Consider the following 16,674-nt stretch of genomic DNA (forward strand, 5'->3'; position numbering starts at 1 on the left):
ATATAATATCGGAATATTTTTGATATCTATCAGATATCAAAATAATTTCATTGCGGGTTCGGCACCGCTGGATTTTGCGGATAGCCTTCTCTTTCCAGCGCCGCGTTCAGGGTCACCCGCGACACCCCAAAATGCTGCGCCACCTCGGTTTTTGTCATCAACGGATCGCGCAGCATGGCGGCGGCCTTGCGCACATCCGATTTGTCCATCTTGATTTTCCTGCCACCCCTCCGGCCCCTGGCCCTTGCCGCCGCTAGGCCGGCCACGGTCCTTTCACGGATCAAGGTTCTTTCGAATTCGGCCAGCGAGGCGAAGATATGGAAGATCAATTTGCCGCCCGCGCTGGTGGTATCGATGCTTTCCGTTAGGGACTGGAATCCGATCCTCCGCTCTTCGAGCCCATGCACGATTTCAACCAAATCCTTGAGCGAGCGGCCCAGGCGGTCCAGTCGCCAAACCACCATCGTGTCGCCCTTCCTCAGAACCTTTAGGCAGGTTTCTAGCTCAGGGCGCTCCCGGTCCTTGCCAGACGCTTTTTCATGGAAAACCTGCTCGCACCCGGCGGAGGCCAAAGCATCCAACTGGAGCTCCGGACTCTGGTCCTGGGTCGAAACCCGGGCGTAGCCTATTCGCATATAAACGTACCTTATCTTTACGTAGTTAAGTATACGCAATAAATTTACATAAAACTTCAAAAATCGGGAGTTTTTTTAGGGACGTACCGAACGTAAAGAAAACGGTCGTTTATTCTGCGGATGGGAGGGTAGCCGTGTGCGCACCATGCTGTTGCACGATTCTGAGCAGCGATGCTGGGAACTTGCAACGACCACCCGTCGGCAGAGGGATCGGGTAGAGGGGGAGTATTTGTTGTATTATGTAATAATAAATACAATGATACAACATATAATTATTGCATTACGCAACACTGTCCGCGACTTAACCCTGTCCTGGGACGTGCCAGCGTTCTGGGCATCCTCATGCCGGATGCCCCATTTCTCATATCATTATAATATTAATATGATATCTTTCTGATGCCGAGCATCGATCAACGTCCTCCTGTTAACGATTATGTCAGACCGGGCTCGTCTCTTCCCCCGCCTTGTCGATGTGATCCTTGAGGGCGATCACCGACCTTCTTGCCGTCAAAAACGAAGCTGGGCGTAGCGTAGGACACGATCATTCGCATCGTTCCATGTCCTGTGGCTTTGGGGATCAACTACAGATGTGGTCCCCGAAAAATTTTTTTGACAAGGATACGGGTTTTGTTGTATTTAATTGTAAATTGTAGTATTTTACATATAAATACAACATTGCCTGATGAGGTTTTTTATGGCGATTACCAGGGACCAGATTTTTGAGGCTGCCGACCAAATTGTTGCCAATGGTGGGAATGCGACGCTTGCAGCGGTACGCAAAGCGTTGGGGGGAGGCAGTTACACCACCATTTCTGAAGGTATGGCGGAATGGAAAGCCAAGCGGCAAGCGGTTACACAAACTGTCAGCGAACCGGCACCCACAGCGATCCAGGATCGTATGCAGGAGGTTGCGCGGGAACTCTGGTCTGCGGCGATGGAGGTCGCCGACACGCGCTTGCGCTCAGAAAGGGAAAATCTGGAGCAGGTCAGGCAAGATTTGGAGCGTGAACGGCGGGAGGCGGCGGATCTCGCAGACGAGATTGCGGGGGAACTCGATCGCGCGAGGTCCGTCATCGCCGAGCACGAAAAGTCCGCAAAGTTGGCGGCGGCCCAGATCGACCGGTTGACCGGGGAGTTGTCCGACGCATTGGAGCAGTCGCGCGTTGCGCAAGCGGCGCTCAATGAATCCAGGGCGCGGATCGTGGATTTGATGGGCGCCCTTGAACACGAGAAGGCCGCCGTTGCCTCCGCCGAGGAGCGGGCGAACCGGTTTGAGCAACAGGAACGGGAGGCCCGCAAGGCTGAGCAGTCCGCCAGGCTTGCGGAGCAAACGGCGCAATTGCGATTGGAAACCGCTGAGCGCGATTTGTCTTCCTGCAAGGAGCGGGAACGGAAGACGGCGAAAAAGGCCGAGGATGCGGTTGCGAAGTTGGAGCGCGCGGCGGAGCAGGTTCAAAAGCGATTGGATACCACCGCTGCGGAGCTTGAAGCGTCTCGCGCCGAGACGAAGGAGGCGATTCGAGAGGCTGCCGAGTTGCGTGGCAGGCTGGCGATGTTTGAACGCGCCGCCGGTCCTGCGGATTCCGGTGCGGATGGCGTTCTCAGCGCGGCGGATACCGCGCCGGTCAATCACTGACATCCAGGATGCCTGTACCCCTCGGGTAATTGTCCACGGGTACAGGTCTTCCTGGTGTCGGCATCCTCCGCTATTTATATCATTATAATACTAATATGATATCTATTTGATGGCACTGCCAATCGACGCAGGTTGATTTCAAGATCAGCTACAGCGCTAGCTGATCCTCGACGCAGTGACCCGCCCCCTGGTCTGCGCTACCGGCATCACCAACTTCTATAAGATGGTGACCAAGTCTCTCTGCACCTACGACCGGTGGTCCTGTTCCCCAGCGATGCGTCCACCGGCTTGCTACCCTCCCATGTGAGCGGCCTCGCCGCGACCGACGCGGCCAGCTTGACCCTGATCGGGGTGTCCTGGACCGCCGTGTCCGGCGCTACCGGCTCAAGGTCTACTGGTCCAGCACGGCTTCCGGTACCTACGTGCTGAATAAAGCCTGATTGGGCTCATCTTTCTCGCAGTGGATGGGACCAACGGGTTCAGGGCTCAATACACTGTCCCCTGCAATAAAGGCATGATGAGACCGAAGTTCGGCCAAAGCCGCCGTTCAACTTCTGCCAAGAAGTTTCTCGAATAGCCACTTTCGGATGCGCCTCCCGAAAGCCGACACTCGCCGCCGATGGCTTGGCGTCCCCATAAAATGAGGAATCGGTTGTCTTGACCCGAGTCAGGCGTGGTTACCCGATTTCCTGAACAGCCCCTTCGCGCCCCTTCGAACGCCCCCCACCCCGGTGACTTACACGGGCATGGGGATGCCATTCCTCAGGCCACCGCCTTGAGGGCCGCGACGCCGGACAGCATCCGCTCCTGCTGGCGCCGCATCCAGACGCCGATCCTTGCCTCGTCCACGCCCCGGGACGCGAGGACCGCTGCGGCCAGGTCCAGGCCCCGGGGCACGCTGTGGTTGACGGCTACCCGCACCCCGAGGGCCTCGTAGCGCTGGCGTTCCTCTCCGGCGTCGATCGCGATGAAACGGGTCACGTTCGGATAGCGCTGGCGGATCAAGGGGGTGAGCGCCGCCGAGACCTCGTAACGCGCCAAGGCCACGACGACCGCCGCGCGCTCCGCCATGCGCAGGGTCTCGATGAAGTGGGGATCGGCGGGGCCGCCGAACGCCACCGGATAACCGTTGGCGGTGGCGGCAGCGAACCGGTCGGGATCGAACTCGACCGCCTCGTAGTCGATGCCATGCGCTTCGAGGCCGTCGGCGACTGTGCGCCCCACCTCCCCCATGGCGACTACGACGACCGGGGCCAGGGTTTCCCTCGGGTTAGTTCCTCGGGGCTGGGGGCAAGCCGGTGCCTGAGGCCAGCATCGGCGTCAGCGCTAGGCTGAGGGCGACCCCGGCGATCAAAACCGCCGTCGGGCTGTCGCCCAGCGCGATTCCCACGGCCGGCAGGCCCACGATCACGAAGGCGAATTCGGAACCCTGCGAGAGCAATAGGCCGATCTGTACCGAACCCGGCACCGACCAACGGAAGACCTGATTAGAAACCTTCTTCAGCCAGCCCGGCAAAATCCAGGTTTTCCTGATGGGAAGGCGCATACTGGTCGCCCTCCCAAGGAGGAACCTACCCATGGCGATGAACCGCATCCAATTCCAACCGGGCCTGTCGTTGCCTGCATTTCTTGAACAGTTCGGCAGTGAGGCGCAATGCGAGGCCGCGCTAGAAAAAGCGCGCTGGCCCGAGGGCTTCCGCTGTCCCCGTTGCGGCCAAGCGGAGCATTCCGTGCTTCATGTCGGCGTCCACAAGACTTGCCAATGCCGGGACTGCTAGCTGCAAACCTCGCTGATCGCGGGCACCCTGTTCCAAAGCACCCGCCTCCCGCTGACGATCTGGTTCCCGGCGATCTACCTGGTGGGCCACAGGCCAAGACCGGCTTATCCGCCCTGGCCCTGAAGCGGCCACTGGGCGTCAGCTACCCCACGGCCTGGTTGATCCAGCACAAGCTGATGCAGGCCATGGCCGAGCGCGACGCCCGGTACCGGCTGGACGGCCCGGCCCAAGTGGACGACGCCTATCTTGGCGGCGAACTGCCCGGCGGCAAGGTAGGGTGCGACTCCGAAAACAAGGTGCCCTTCGTCGCGGCGGTTTCGCTCAACGCCGAGGGACATCCGATATACGTCAAGATGGCACCGGTTCCCGGTTTTACGCGCAAGGCCATCGCCGACTGGGCCAAGGCCGACCTCAACCCCGGTTGCCGGGTGGTTTCCGACGGCCTGGCGTGTTTCGCCGGAGTGGCCGACGCCGGATGCCTGCACCAGCCCGTCGTCGTCGGCACCCGCAAGCCCAAGGATCTGCCGCAGTTCAGTTGGATCAACACGGTGCTGGGCAACCTCAAGACCGGCTTCGGCGGTGCCTACCATGCGTTCGACTTCGCCAAATCCGGCACGCGCTACTTGGCCGCGTTCGTTTATCGCTTCAATCGGCGCTTCCATCTCGAGATGCTCCCCATGCGCCTCCTCGCTGCCGCCCTCGCCATCGACCCGCGTCCGGCCCCTTGGCTCCGTCGGGCTGAAGAATCTTGCTAATCAGGAAGAACTATTCGCTTGGTGAAACAAATAACAGAATTCCGGTCGGATCCATTGCCACATCCAAACGCCATTAATTATATGTACTCACAACGGCTCAAGCAGGCCTGCAATATCGACCCTCCTAGTCAAGATGCGGTCCCTGATTTCCCCCTCTCTTCCAATATAAAATCCGGCCCTGATGCTCTCATAGCCTTCTTGTATTTTTTTCAAAATGTCGCGCCTAGTGGTCTTGGCTTCGTTTTCTGAAAGATTCGCCAACCTCTCTCTAAGCATCAACTCGTAATATCTGGTCAATTTCGGCTTGGTGCGTTCAGGGCTATGGAGGATCGAATAATTGGAATCAAGGATCACGTCCTGATACCTGATCCTGTCCTGCCTGGAATCTCGGTTGGGCCGATAGCTCAGGAAGATCAAGCGATAAGCGACCACATATAGCATCAGACGGATCTTGTGTTGGCCACCCACACCTTTGAACCTGAACCCGATGTTGCGCCAAATTTCCTGCCCATACCGCACGTATATCCCCTCGACCAACGTATCCAAAGCATCTAGGGATTCCTCTGTTTCCCCATGAATCCATATGGCCAGAATCCGTGCGGCCGCGTGGAGATACGACGGGCGTTTCCTGTCGTCTAGCGCCATGGCCAGGGGCAGGATCACCGGCGCATGCCAGTTCTTCCTGCCATAGAATCCCCAGATTTCTTGTTGATTGGCGGCGGTGAAGTTGTCGAGAAATTCCTCGCTGTGGAGGTAGGGCGCGAACCAGACATTGAGCGCCAGGTTCTCGGCCAGGAGCGCCTCGTCCAGTTCACCGGCGGGCCGGTACCATTGCCCGAAGCTCAGGTACATTTCTCCCTCGTCGGTGATGGAGCCCCTTTGGTCGATGTAGCGCTTGTCCCGGAGCACTTCCTCGTACAGCAGGAACTCCCTTTCAGGGAGTAGCCTCTCCGGGAAGTAGTTCTGGACCATGGCGTAGCCGTCCCGGACGGTTAGCCCCTCCTCCTTGGGCGCGAATCGGGTGTTCCTGAGCATGAACCGCTGGATTTCGTCGGCCTGGTCGAACGCGTCCTCCTTGAAGGTTGAAGTGGTGAATACCTTAAAGTAACCTGGGATTTTCCTTCCCTCGCTGAATCCACGCGCGATCCTGGACGCCATCTGCCGCATGGTGTGATCGTCGTAGAAGAAAGTACTCCGATCCTCATTGTAGGCGCGCACCAGCAACCCCAGGTGGGTATCCAGGCGGATTCCCTCCGCGATCACATTGGTCGTAATCAGGATCACCGGTCCCCGCTTGGAAGCGTTCTGCACCGCTTGCTCGATAACCTCCTTTTCCCCCACATATTTTGTGGCGGCGTACACATGGATGTTACGTTCCATTTCCCGATAACCAAGCCCCGCGAAATGGGCCTTTAATTCCATCGAGATTTGTTCCGCCATGGATTTGCTGAAACAAAAGATCGGGAGAAGCCGGGTCCTGCCGCAAGCCCCGAACTCCTCCTTGAAATGCCGCCGGACCCTATCGCCCTCGTTCCGGAGCGAAAGCGTCCTGTCCTCCCGGTTATATTCAATGCATTCAACGACTCGCTCGACGCAAGCATCCCTGGGGACGATTTCGCGGCGGTCCTCGATCTTGACGTTGTTGGCGGTGAATCCCGATACCACCTTGTTGCAACCGACGATCCCCCGAATCTTGTCCTGCCAATAGGTGGGCATGGTCCCCGTCATCCACAGGACACGTATTCTGCGCCGCCCGTATTCCAGGAAAGTCGCGAACTCGTGGTAGGGCAGGTATTTGCGCTCGACCATGTTGTCCCCATGCACGCCCATCAAGCGGGAATGGATTTCGTCGCAGACCAGGCCCCGCAGCCGCGCTGCCCCCCGCTCCCGGTGGTAGAGGATTTCCTGGGCGTATTCGTAGGTCGAGATAACAACGCCGACCTTGGGCGCTTCGAAACCTACCGCCGTATCGCCATGGTATATCCGGATGTTGTCGGCGGACAGGTGGACGATCCGGTGGGCACGATAGAACTTCTCGTTGCGGGCCCCGCCCTCCGGCGTCGAATCGTCCAGGATATTCCGGTCGGAGAAGAAGCGGACGAACTCCTTCCGGGTATGGCCGGCCAGGGTTTTCTTGGGGACCATCACGATCACATGCCCATGGTCCAACCCCTCTAGCAAGGCGTTGACGAACAGCATGGCCGCGATCATCTTGCCGGAGTTGGTCGGGCTTTGGATAACCGTGAGTGGAGGGATATCGTCCAGCCGGGCGACGACCTCGCGGTCGAAAACCACCTGCAACGGGGTGAGCGCGTCCCCGAGGGGCGGATCGAGCGGCTTGACCTCGCCCGCCACCGCGCTGGAAGACGACTTCACCACGTACTTGACGTCCTGGAGGTAGCCGGCGTCGCCGATGGAGATATCGACGCTGGGCAGGTATTCGACCATGAGGAGCCTGGACAGTATCTGCGTGGACCTCTCCCGGATTCCGGGAAGGGCCTTGGCCTCTTCGCGGCCGGCGTCGAAGCGCTCCACGAGATTCTCCTCCAGCGCGGCGTTGTCCCTCCTCAATGGTAGACGGCTATGGACCAGGTAGTTCTTCAAGCCGCACATCGGCATCGCGCACCTCTGGCAGCTATGCACCAGAGTCGATTCAAGGTATTCCAAACGCGTCATCGGGAGCACGGAGCGCATGGACAGCTTGCCTGCGGCTTCCCCGACCCCGTTCCTCAAGGGGTCGCAATGTGAAAGGCCGTTGGCGCCCCCCCGGTATTTCCCGTCGGCGTAATCCGAAACGAACGCCAGCAACGCGTCCGTGATTTCCTCCCGCTCGATGTCCAGGGTGTTGAGGTAATGGAAGACCCCCTGGCAACTCACCGTCCCGCCCGCGCCGACCGCGATCTTCTCGATCCGCCTCAGGACCTGTTCGGGGTCGCGGAGTAGGCCCGGCGTCAGGTAGAGCAGCGCCTGGTGGATGGCGTCGATCCTGACCCCCCTTCCCAGGCGCGCCGCGCCGCCCCGGCGCCGGACCATGTCGCCCAGCACCTGAGCGTAGATGTATAGCTGCACGCGGTACTGGAAGAGGGCACCCGCCGACGCGTCCTGGTCACAGGACTTGGGCTCCATATACTTGCAGTCGAAGAGGTAGATTTCGCTGCCGGCCCGGATCACCATGTCGGGGATGCATGTCCCCGAGACCTCGACGATGGCCGCGCCGTCGCCGGTATCGACCTTTGGGGACATGAACGGATAGGTCCTCGCCATGTCCCCTTCCGGCTCGTAGAACACGATCGAGAAACCTTCCCGGCCATCCAGCAGGGCGGATTCCAGAGAGCTTTCCCCAGGCGCGTCGTCCTCCTTGAACAGGTGTCGGACCGTGGTTACGGAACCGCCGAACCGCCGCTTGAGGATGAGCTTGAAATCCTCCTCGGCCAGCCTTCCCGCGCCCCGCTTGTCCGCGACGGCGACGGGGGCGATGCCCATCTCCAGCCGGTTGTCGAAGTAATGGTGGAAAAGGTTGTCCAGGCAGGCATTGAGGAAGGCGACATCCCGCGCGCGCGTGGGCACCGCGTCGGCGGCAAATTTGAGCTTCTCCTTGTAGTTGAGATAGTTCTCGAGGTAGGTCCCCATCCTCGAGGAAACCACCTTGACCGCGCTCATCTTATCCATAAATAGCCTCCTCGGCGGCTCCGGGTCAGGGCGACATACAGGAGGTCGATGGTCCCGCTGAAAGGATGGCACTTGTGGACGGGCCTGCCGCTCTCCCGGACCTTGCCCGTCGCGATCAAGGCGTATCCCTCCAATGTCAGCCCCTTCGATTTATGGATGCTCGTGTAGTACAGGAACCCGTTCGACCCGCACAGCCCCTCATAGAACCAGTGATTGAGGTTCATCCCGAAAAAGTGATCGAGCTCCTCGAACGAGGATACGCAGCGCCCCGTGGCGGTGGCGAGGAACTCGGCCAACTCGGCGTCGGTCCTGGCCGCGACCATCCCCGCGTAGTCGCGGATGACTCCCTGGCAATAGGTGTCGAGCCGTCTCGCGATGGGATGGCGGTCGCGCACCCTTGCCTCGACGAAGCCGAACGCCCCGCAATAGGCGACGAACAAGGAAAGCGACCGCTTGATCAGGCGCGCCAAGTGGATGCCCGGCCCCTCGTCGTCGCCCGGCTTCGCGGAGGCAGGGTCGAAATGGCAATCCAGGATATAGCCATAGTCCGCGTCGATCTCCTCCCGGCGCTCGACGAAATTTCTGAAGAGACTCAATCCGGTATCGAGGCGGAGCGTCTCGGCCGCAAAGCCTACTTCATGGCTTTGCAACACTTCTCGGAGGGGACGGCCATCCTCCTTTTTGGGATTCAGACGCGTAAAGAACAAATCGATGAATTCTTGACGGAACAGGGTGATGACCCGCTTGCCGTAGGCGGCCTCGATCCTGGCGAGCTCGTCGCCGTTCGGCACGTTCTCGCTGGCCTTGTAAAGGTTCCGGACCCCAAGCACCATGTGGGTGTTCTTCGCCACGTCCCGGTCGATATCGGCGATATTGGTCACGATCCCGAAGAAATCCCCCGGCCTTTCCCTGTCCGCCCCCCGGATGGGGTCGGGGAATATCGCGTCCGAGTAAAGTCCGGCGATATTGAACAGCGCCGGGCTTTTTCCGTTCCTTCCGGGCAGTTCCCCGTGATATTCGGAGTAGGCGGCATTCATCCTGGTGAGCAGGCCATGGCTGAACCGATGGCTCGTGTCCAGCCGCTCCATCCCCTCGATCGCCTGGACCGCCCTTTCGTCCACCCTGCCCTGGAACACGCGGTGGGCGCCCCACAGGAATCCGGAAATATCGATCCGGTTCGTTCCCGGCACGGACCCATCGCCCTTGGCCAGGCTCGGGCAGGTGGTCGGCTTCATGCCGGAATAGACCATCTGGCGGTCGTCGCCCGTGATCAGGACGTGCCGGATCCGGCCGATGGCGTAGAGACACAGGATGGGTGCGAGCTTCGCCAAGGTGATGTCCTGGGCCTCGTCGAGGATCAACAGGTCGATCACCCCGCCGGGGAACAGCGAATTGGGTATCAGTTCGGCGTCGGGAACGACCGGGTCCGCGATACGGCGCATAATCCCGTATTGCGCGGTGTTGGCGATCCCCGGATCAAGGCTCCATGCCTTGAGCATGTCACCCAGCGAAAGCGATCCGGTCAGGAACACGTTGGCCAGGTTCCGCCCGGCCTTCGTTTCCGGGTCCTTGCCGATCAGGTCTGAAACCGCCTCCTGGCCATCGGCCAGCCACGGCTTCGCAAGGCGCTGTAGGAAGCTGTCCACGGTGTGGAAGGCGCAGAAATGCCCGCAATTCAAGTCGTTCAGGCCGCTCACGAAGTCGATGCGGCTTTGGTTGGTCAATATCCGGGTATAGGTGACGCTGGCGATGTTCAGGGGGCTCGAGATCGCGCTCGGATAGGCGCGCAGCGCCGGGAAGTGCCGGATGACCTCGTTGATCACGGTGGTCTTGCCGGACCCCGGCACGGCATAGCCCAGGAGGATGGACTGGTTGCGGTTGGACGGCTTCATTTTGTTTTCTATGGGAAGCCGCCCCGTTCGCGCGGGGACGGCGGGGTTATCCATTCCACGCCACGGCGGGCCGTCACATGAACAGGCTCAACTTGATCATCCCGTTGCGCCGTTTCGCCTTTGAGAAATTGCGGACGCTGGTGATGAACAGGTTGTTCAGCGAAGGATCGGCGTAATGGGCGTCGATATCCTCCCGGAACCGCCTCAGGATGCCGTTGCGCCTCTCCTTCTGGTCGGCGTTCAGGGGCTCCCCGGAATAGCCGTCGTCCGCGATCATCTTGACCATTGCGTCGATGATCGGCGCGTTCTCCTTGACGATCCACTTCTCGGCCAGGGCCGCGTTCCCGGTCACCTTGTCGATGGCGTGGATGATCGCGTGGTCCCTGATTTCCAGGAACGAGGTCGGAAGCACCAGGTCCTTGGCATGGAGTAGGCTCAGGAGGTTGATCACTTTGCCCAGGTTGCCGCCGACGTCCCCGCCTTCCGGCAGCCTGACCTCATAGGGCTTCTGCTGGAGCGCGTCCTGGCGTTTCGCGTTGAAGGACACATAGGCCTCGGTGGGAGAGACGTCGCATACCAGCAAGCCATTCGGTTTGGCCTTAGAGGACGGCGAAGCCGCGCCCGCGTCCGGGTAGTAGATCTGGACTCGCATGTTCTTGGGGATGAACGCCACGATCACCTTTTGGGCAACGCTCTCGGGATCTGCGTTCATTTCGCCGAGGCAATTGAGCAACTCTTCCTTGATCTGCTTGGCGTGCTTCCAGGAATGGAAGTTGCCGTCGAAGATCAGGAAAAGGTAGGACTGTTCGTCGCCCTCCAGGATAAGGTCGCGGATCTCCTCCTTGAGCCTCGGATCCTTGTTCACCAATTCCCGCATCAGGCCGCGCTCGTCGGTATGCAGCGCGTCGAACATCTGCACGGAACCGTTCCGGGCGAACTCGTCGATCGTGATGACTTCGATGAATACGCCATGCTGGGCGTTGCGCGCCGAATCGGCGTGCCGGTTGTCGAAGAAGATCGCCTTGCTCCGGCCGCCGATCCCGAAATCGGTCGCCATGTAATCAATTACCTTGGAAGGGGCGTCCTCCAGATCGCACAGCAGCTTCCTTTGAAGCTGGGCCTCGACGTTCTTGCGGACGAAATCGTTGCCGTGCAGCAAGTCGTCGGCCCGGTTGCAGAACTGGATGATGTTCCCGCTGGACAAGGACAGGCACTTGTAGAGGATGTAGGCCAGGTTTTCCAGGGCGGTATGGTCGCCGCTGGCGGCGATGCCTTCCCCCTTCCTGATCATGAGCCTCCCCCTGGCGTCCTTGGGCAGTTCCGCCAGGTTGCGGACCCCGTGCTGGCTGGCCCAATACGCGACCAGGTCCGCCTCCCTCAGGTTGAAATTGAACAGCGCGTAGTCGTCAGCGAAGAAGTGGCGGATGCCCTTCGGCTTCCTGCCCAGGGAAACGGTCTTGGCGTGCATTTTCCTGGGATCGACCGATGCCTTGGCCGGGAACACGGCTTTGCCCGTAGGCTGGATGCGTCCTTCGCAGGTTCCCAGGGCCATGCCGTATTCGGCCTCCTTTTCTTGGAGGGTCCGGTAAATCAAGGCGCTGATGTAGTCCTTGTTGGCGGTCGTTTGGTGGACGCTTTCCGACTCGAGCTTCTCAGAGCCAGGATCGAGCGGGAACATGTTGCCCACCACGACGTCGGAAGGCATCTTCGCGCAAAAATAATCGTAGGCTTCGGACTCCTCGTCGAAGGCGTGCGAAACCTTGAAGCCGGACACCTGCGCCAGGTCCTCCCCGGTCATCTTGATGACCGTCGAATACGGCAGGGCATAATCCTTGTAGCTCAAAGTGATCGATTGGTAGACGAACGCCAGCTTGTTGAGCAACGCCTTGTCCTCGATCTCCGACCTCTCGATCTTGGATTCCGGAACGATCATGGGCGAACCGAAGATCAACGCGTCCTTACCGTCGACGAACCGGTCCGGTGCGTCCAGCGCCCCCTTCCTGACGAGCCTCGGCGTGACCGCGAAATCGAAGCTGTATTCCGAACGGTCGAGCGATTCCCTGCGCAGGACGATCCTGACGACCCGTCCAAGGTAGCTATAGAAGAGCGTGACCACCTGGGTCTTCAGGCTGTTGTAGGTGCGGATATGCGGCAGGAAGAATAGCTGGTTCCTTTCCTTGTCCGATCCCGGCGCGCGCAGCTTCGATTCCCTGAGCGCCCGGTAATGAGCCCCACCCAAAATGTTCTTGTCGCAAGCCTTCGGATTCTTGGGGTCGACCACATTCAACGATAAGGGGGTGCCGAGCGATACCGACACCGTGCCGACGCCATTGGGCAGCACGTCCTCCACGGCCAGCCGGTGGTCCAGGATATCGTGGAAGGACATGAAGATGTATTTGATTTCGCGGATCGACCGCACATAATCCAAAATGAATTGTTGGCGCCGGGCGAAAAGTTCGGAAACGAACCCATTGAAAGGGACGTTTCCGGAATTCCTGAGATTGGACAGACCCGGCTTCCCCATGATCCGATCGATCACGTCATCAAGGTCGAAGTCGGACTCAGACTCCTGAGCCGCGTCCTGGTAGACGAAAGCCTGGAAAACCGTTCCGTCGATCGCCTTGAATTCCTGAACATGATTGAAAATAAATGCGCGCTTCCGGATATCCGCCATAGGCGTGCCTGATACCAGGTCGATCTTCTGATCTTCTGTCAAAAAGATGTTGCCCGACTTGCGTTGATAAAGGCCAAAATGGGTGTGTCTTGCCTCATCCTGCAAATGTCCCGTAATCATCTCGATGACCGAAGAGGAAAGCGTGAATGTATTTCTGAGAAATTTCATGGAATATTCCAGTAGGGGCCGATGCATGGAAAAGTTAACTGATTCACGCCCTTACGGGAGTGATATTTGCTGTTCTCCTAGACGGGCCTCCAGTCGGTTAATTCTACTTTAAATTTAGAATTAGAACTTACGCATTGACGGCGGTTTTGAATTGATGGTTTAGGTGTTTCTTGCCGTCCGTGAAGCCGCTGATGAAAGCCGCCACCACCTCCTTGTACTATCTGCTGGATGTGCTTCTCCAATTTCCTGCGCGTGAAGTTGCGGTCGTGCGCGTTGACCGCCTTGAACTTGCTGCCGTCGATGGCCACGGTGGCCTGGTTGAACAGGTTCAGTTCGCGGCACAGCAGGACGAACTGTCGACACACGCCACGCAGGCCCGGCCCATGGTCCCGTCGGAAGTCGGCGGTCTTGAAATCGGGCGCCAACCGCCCGGTCAGCCACATGAGCTCGACATTCCTCAGCGCCTTGCCCTCCAGGCGGCGGCTGGACTGGATGCGGTTGAGGTAGCCGTAGAGGTAGAGCTTCAGCAGCACCGAAGGATGGTAGGCGGGGCGGCCCTTGGTGGCGGGGACGACCTTGAACCCCAGCGCACCCAGGTCCAGGTGGTCCACGAACAGGTCGACGGTGCGGACGGGGTTGTCGTCGGCGATATAGTCATCCAGGGCTTCGGGGAACAGCGTGGTCTGCCGCCGGTCATCGCCCTCCACGAATCGCTTCATCTGCCCCTCTCTCGCTTCGAAGTTACGAAGGGCAAATTTTACCAATCGCGGTGTTTTCACACAGCCTGGCCGAGGAGCGGGCACTCCCGGCTGGGCCTGTCGTTTCGATAACCGCGCTATCAACGGGAGCCTCACCCGGAGGCGCGGGCCGCCATTTTGCGGGCGATCCGGATGCGCGGCAGGAACGCGGTTCCCCAGGCGAAACTCAGCGATGTCTCCGTGCCGGTCGGGGCGGCCAATGAGCCGATGCACGGCGATGTTGCATGAAACCTTCGATGTTGAAGCTGTGTCGTGGACGGCGTTCCCCGTCATGCCCGCGCCGGTTTCCGCGCGTGGGCGTGGTGGAGGCACCGGCCTCCCGGGTTCGCCGCCGGGTGGGGGCCGGGGTACCGGCGGGTTGGGTCAGGCCCCCGGCTCGAGCAGTGCCGTCACGCTATGGAGCGCCCGCGCCCATTCCCGCTCGATCAGCGCCTTCAGCTGTTTTTCGAGACTGTCGCGGGCGGCGTCGGCGAACCAGTCCCGGTTGTGCTTGGCGATACGGTCCTTGTAGCCGGGACCCTGGCCCCACTCGCCCACGCACTGCCGCCAAAACACGGGATCGCTCTTGAGGGCGGCTTTGAAGACGGTTTGCCCCATCAATTGGGCCTTGCGCAGGAGCTCCTCGTACGCGGCGGTCAGCACCCGTTGCGCCTGGGTGATCAGGTCGGCCGCCTCGGCGTAGCCGGGGGTTGCCGCCATGATTTTGCAGTGGCCGATGAACGCCTCCACGGCCTTGTGGAGGGCCAGCACGGCGATCCTCCGCGCCCCGTAGCCGATCTGGTAGGAATAGCTCAGGTTGGTCCACTCCCCCTCGCGGTTGATGGAGGCCCGCACGGTCGCCGCGTAGGCGATCTGGATTTGTTCGAGCAGGCTGTCCTGCACATGGGCATGGACCGGTGGCACGGCCGCGTGCAACTCGGCCCAGGTGTTCAGGCTCTTGCCCGCCTCGCGCAGGACCGCGCGGACCCGTTCCTCGCCGTGGTTCGCCAGGAGCGCCCGCGCGCCCTCGATCGCGCCCTGGATACGGGCGCGGAACGCGTCGCGGATGGCGGCCAGGCGCCCGACCAGGAACTCCTGGGCGCGGGTCGCGAGGTCCTCGTTGGCGTTGTAGAAGCCCACCGCGAGGGTTTGCAGGCCCAACGGTTGCAGGGCCAGTTCGATCTGCTCGGCCTTGAGCTCGTAGCCCTCCTCGGCGTCCTCGGCCGGCGAGCCCGTCGCGTCGTCCTTCATGGCGAGCGCCTCGCCGGGGCGGGGCAGCACCAACAGGGCCGCGTTGGTTTCAAGGCCGCGGACGCCGGCCTCCTTGGCGCGCTCCAGCAGGAGCCTCGCCTCCGCCGCCGGCGCGTTGTTGAACGTCGAGCACAGCACCGCCAGGGTATGCGGGTCGTCGAGGTGGACCTCGATATCCTCGCGGGCCGCGGTGCGGTCGATCCCCTTGGTGTCGATGATGCGGACCGTGAGGTCGGAGGCCTTGAACAGGCTGTCCGGCACGACCACCTCGATCCGCTTGGGGAGCGTGAATTCGGGATGGCGGCCGTTGTTGATGGCCGAGAACGTATCCTTGAGCCAGGCCCTCGGGGCCTTGCCGGACGCCTCGTCGTACCAGATATCGCGCCGGTCGCGGCGGTGCAGTTCCATGCGGCTGAGCACCTCGACCACGAACTCCCGCGGCGAGGGGAACTCCTCGGCCAGGTCGTTGGCGGGATCAATCACCGCGCGCTTCCCGTCCGGGCCTTTGGAACGCTTGAGCGCCAGCCCGGCCATGTTGCGCAGCGCCCGCGCCACTTCCTTGGATATCCCCTGGGACTCGGACCCCCCGGAACCCTCGTCCTCGGCCTGGGCGCTCCCCTTCAGGATGTATTCCGCCAGGTCGGCGACATCCTGCCGGATCTCGTCGTCGCCGCGCGGCTCGATGATGACGCCGTACTCCGGCCCCGAGCGGAGGTGGACCTCGCAGATCGTGATGCCGCCGCCGCCGACCTCGAGCACGGGGGCCGGGGAACCGTCCTCCCTCGGGGTCTCCAGCCCGGTCATCCGGCAGATCGCCGTCGACTTGCCCACCCCGATGCTCCCGATCAGCGCCACCTGGTGGTCCCGCTTCAGGATGAGGCTGGCGCCGCGCTTCAGTTCCTCGATGTATTCCGAAAGGCGGCGCTCGAAGGCTTGCGGCGTGTCGGGCTGGTCCCTGAGCTCGGCTAGGTCGCGGGCGACCCGCTCGGCCTCCCACAACAAGCCCTGGTCCGGATGGTCCAGGTTGGGACGCGGCAGTACCCGCCATTCCCGCTGGAGCGCCTCCGAGAGCGCACCGGCCTCCGGGGTGGCGATCTGGTCCAGGATGTCCTGCAATTCCTGCAAGGTCACCTGACGCTCCCCGCTCTCGATGCGGGACAGCACGGCCGCGCTGAGGGAGACGCGCCTTGCCAATTCCGCCTGCTTCAAGCCCGCCCGGTCGCGGACCAGCATAAGGTACCGGCCGAGTTCCGCCGGATTGATCGTGGATTCTTGCTCTGACATGAGTTCCTCCAAGGAAAGGTTTCCATGAAACTATAGCAAGATTTCTAAAAAACAAAAATATTTTTGGAAATCTTGCTACAACAATTCGCATGGATGGCTGGCGACTGGAGTACGGCGGCACGGCCAACCAGGGGATGCCGGGGATCCGGCGGGCCCCATGGCTGGCCCGGCATCGATCCCTCCCCCCAAGGTGTG

General features: G+C 60.7%; 8 protein-coding genes and 2 pseudogenes. 2 read left to right on the forward strand and 8 right to left on the reverse strand.

Translation table 11 applies throughout. The features are described from left to right. Positions 1–47: 47 nt before the first annotated feature. Positions 48–695 (reverse strand): recombinase family protein, encoded by a 648-nt coding sequence (locus B9N93_RS23945; protein ID WP_439897123.1) that lies wholly within the window; start codon positions 693–695, stop codon positions 48–50. A gap of 634 nt (positions 696–1,329) precedes the next feature. On the opposite strand from B9N93_RS23945, the gene B9N93_RS23950 reads away from it, so the two are divergent. Next, positions 1,330–2,271 (forward strand): DNA-binding protein, encoded by a 942-nt coding sequence (locus tag B9N93_RS23950; RefSeq protein WP_176225431.1) that lies wholly within the window; start codon positions 1,330–1,332, stop codon positions 2,269–2,271. Positions 2,272–3,033: 762 nt separating this feature from the next. Here B9N93_RS23950 and B9N93_RS23955 read toward each other — a convergent pair. Together B9N93_RS23955 and B9N93_RS23960 are read right to left on the reverse strand one after the other, a co-directional pair. Next, positions 3,034–3,528 carry an NAD-binding protein gene (locus tag B9N93_RS23955; protein ID WP_254899542.1) on the reverse strand — a complete coding sequence of 165 codons (495 nt, stop codon included), beginning with the start codon at positions 3,526–3,528 and terminating at the stop codon, positions 3,034–3,036. Positions 3,529–3,541: 13 nt separating this feature from the next. Next, positions 3,542–3,817 (reverse strand): hypothetical protein, encoded by a 276-nt coding sequence (locus B9N93_RS23960; protein ID WP_125469209.1) that lies wholly within the window; start codon positions 3,815–3,817, stop codon positions 3,542–3,544. 31 nt (positions 3,818–3,848) lie between these two features. Between B9N93_RS23960 and B9N93_RS23965 the strand changes: the two are divergent. Beyond that, positions 3,849–4,804 (forward strand): annotated as a pseudogene (locus B9N93_RS23965) (IS1595 family transposase). Between the two features lie 87 nt (positions 4,805–4,891). Here the strand turns inward: B9N93_RS23965 and B9N93_RS23970 are convergent. The 5 genes and pseudogenes from B9N93_RS23970 to B9N93_RS26765 form a co-directional block, all read right to left on the reverse strand. Continuing rightward, positions 4,892–8,473: a DEAD/DEAH box helicase family protein gene (locus tag B9N93_RS23970; RefSeq protein WP_085216884.1), complete on the reverse strand. Its 3,582-nt coding sequence runs from the start codon at positions 8,471–8,473 to the stop codon at positions 4,892–4,894. Next, the gene (locus B9N93_RS23975) at positions 8,461–10,365 is read right to left on the reverse strand and encodes a P-loop NTPase family protein (protein WP_085216885.1); all 1,905 of its coding nucleotides are present in this window, start codon (positions 10,363–10,365) and stop codon (positions 8,461–8,463) included. Before B9N93_RS23975 ends, B9N93_RS23970 begins: the two co-directional genes overlap by 13 nt. 73 nt (positions 10,366–10,438) lie before the next feature. Continuing rightward, positions 10,439–13,207 (reverse strand): hypothetical protein, encoded by a 2,769-nt coding sequence (locus B9N93_RS23980; RefSeq protein WP_125469210.1) that lies wholly within the window; start codon positions 13,205–13,207, stop codon positions 10,439–10,441. A 218-nt stretch (positions 13,208–13,425) separates the two neighbouring features. Continuing rightward, positions 13,426–13,926, reverse strand: a pseudogene (locus B9N93_RS23985) (transposase); the annotation flags it as partial. Between the two features lie 402 nt (positions 13,927–14,328). After that, positions 14,329–16,479 carry a helix-turn-helix domain-containing protein gene (locus tag B9N93_RS26765; protein WP_085216893.1) on the reverse strand — a complete coding sequence of 717 codons (2,151 nt, stop codon included), beginning with the start codon at positions 16,477–16,479 and terminating at the stop codon, positions 14,329–14,331. Between the last annotated feature and the right edge of the window lie 195 nt (positions 16,480–16,674).

Origin of the sequence: Methylomagnum ishizawai (genome assembly GCF_900155475.1) — a bacterium.
Lineage (GTDB): Bacteria > Pseudomonadota > Gammaproteobacteria > Methylococcales > Methylococcaceae > Methylomagnum > Methylomagnum ishizawai_A.

Bases quoted from the DNA above. Each gene is read 5' to 3' on its own strand.
- B9N93_RS26765 (WP_085216893.1), bottom strand. From the start codon at position 16,479: ATGTCAGAGCAAGAATCCACGATCAATCCGGCGGAACTCGGCCGGTAC.
- B9N93_RS23960 (WP_125469209.1), bottom strand. From the start codon at position 3,817: ATGCGCCTTCCCATCAGGAAAACCTGGATTTTGCCGGGCTGGCTGAAG.
- B9N93_RS23970 (WP_085216884.1), bottom strand. From the start codon at position 8,473: ATGGATAAGATGAGCGCGGTCAAGGTGGTTTCCTCGAGGATGGGGACC.
- B9N93_RS23950 (WP_176225431.1), top strand. From the start codon at position 1,330: ATGGCGATTACCAGGGACCAGATTTTTGAGGCTGCCGACCAAATTGTT.
- B9N93_RS23975 (WP_085216885.1), bottom strand. From the start codon at position 10,365: ATGAAGCCGTCCAACCGCAACCAGTCCATCCTCCTGGGCTATGCCGTG.
- B9N93_RS23980 (WP_125469210.1), bottom strand. From the start codon at position 13,207: ATGAAATTTCTCAGAAATACATTCACGCTTTCCTCTTCGGTCATCGAG.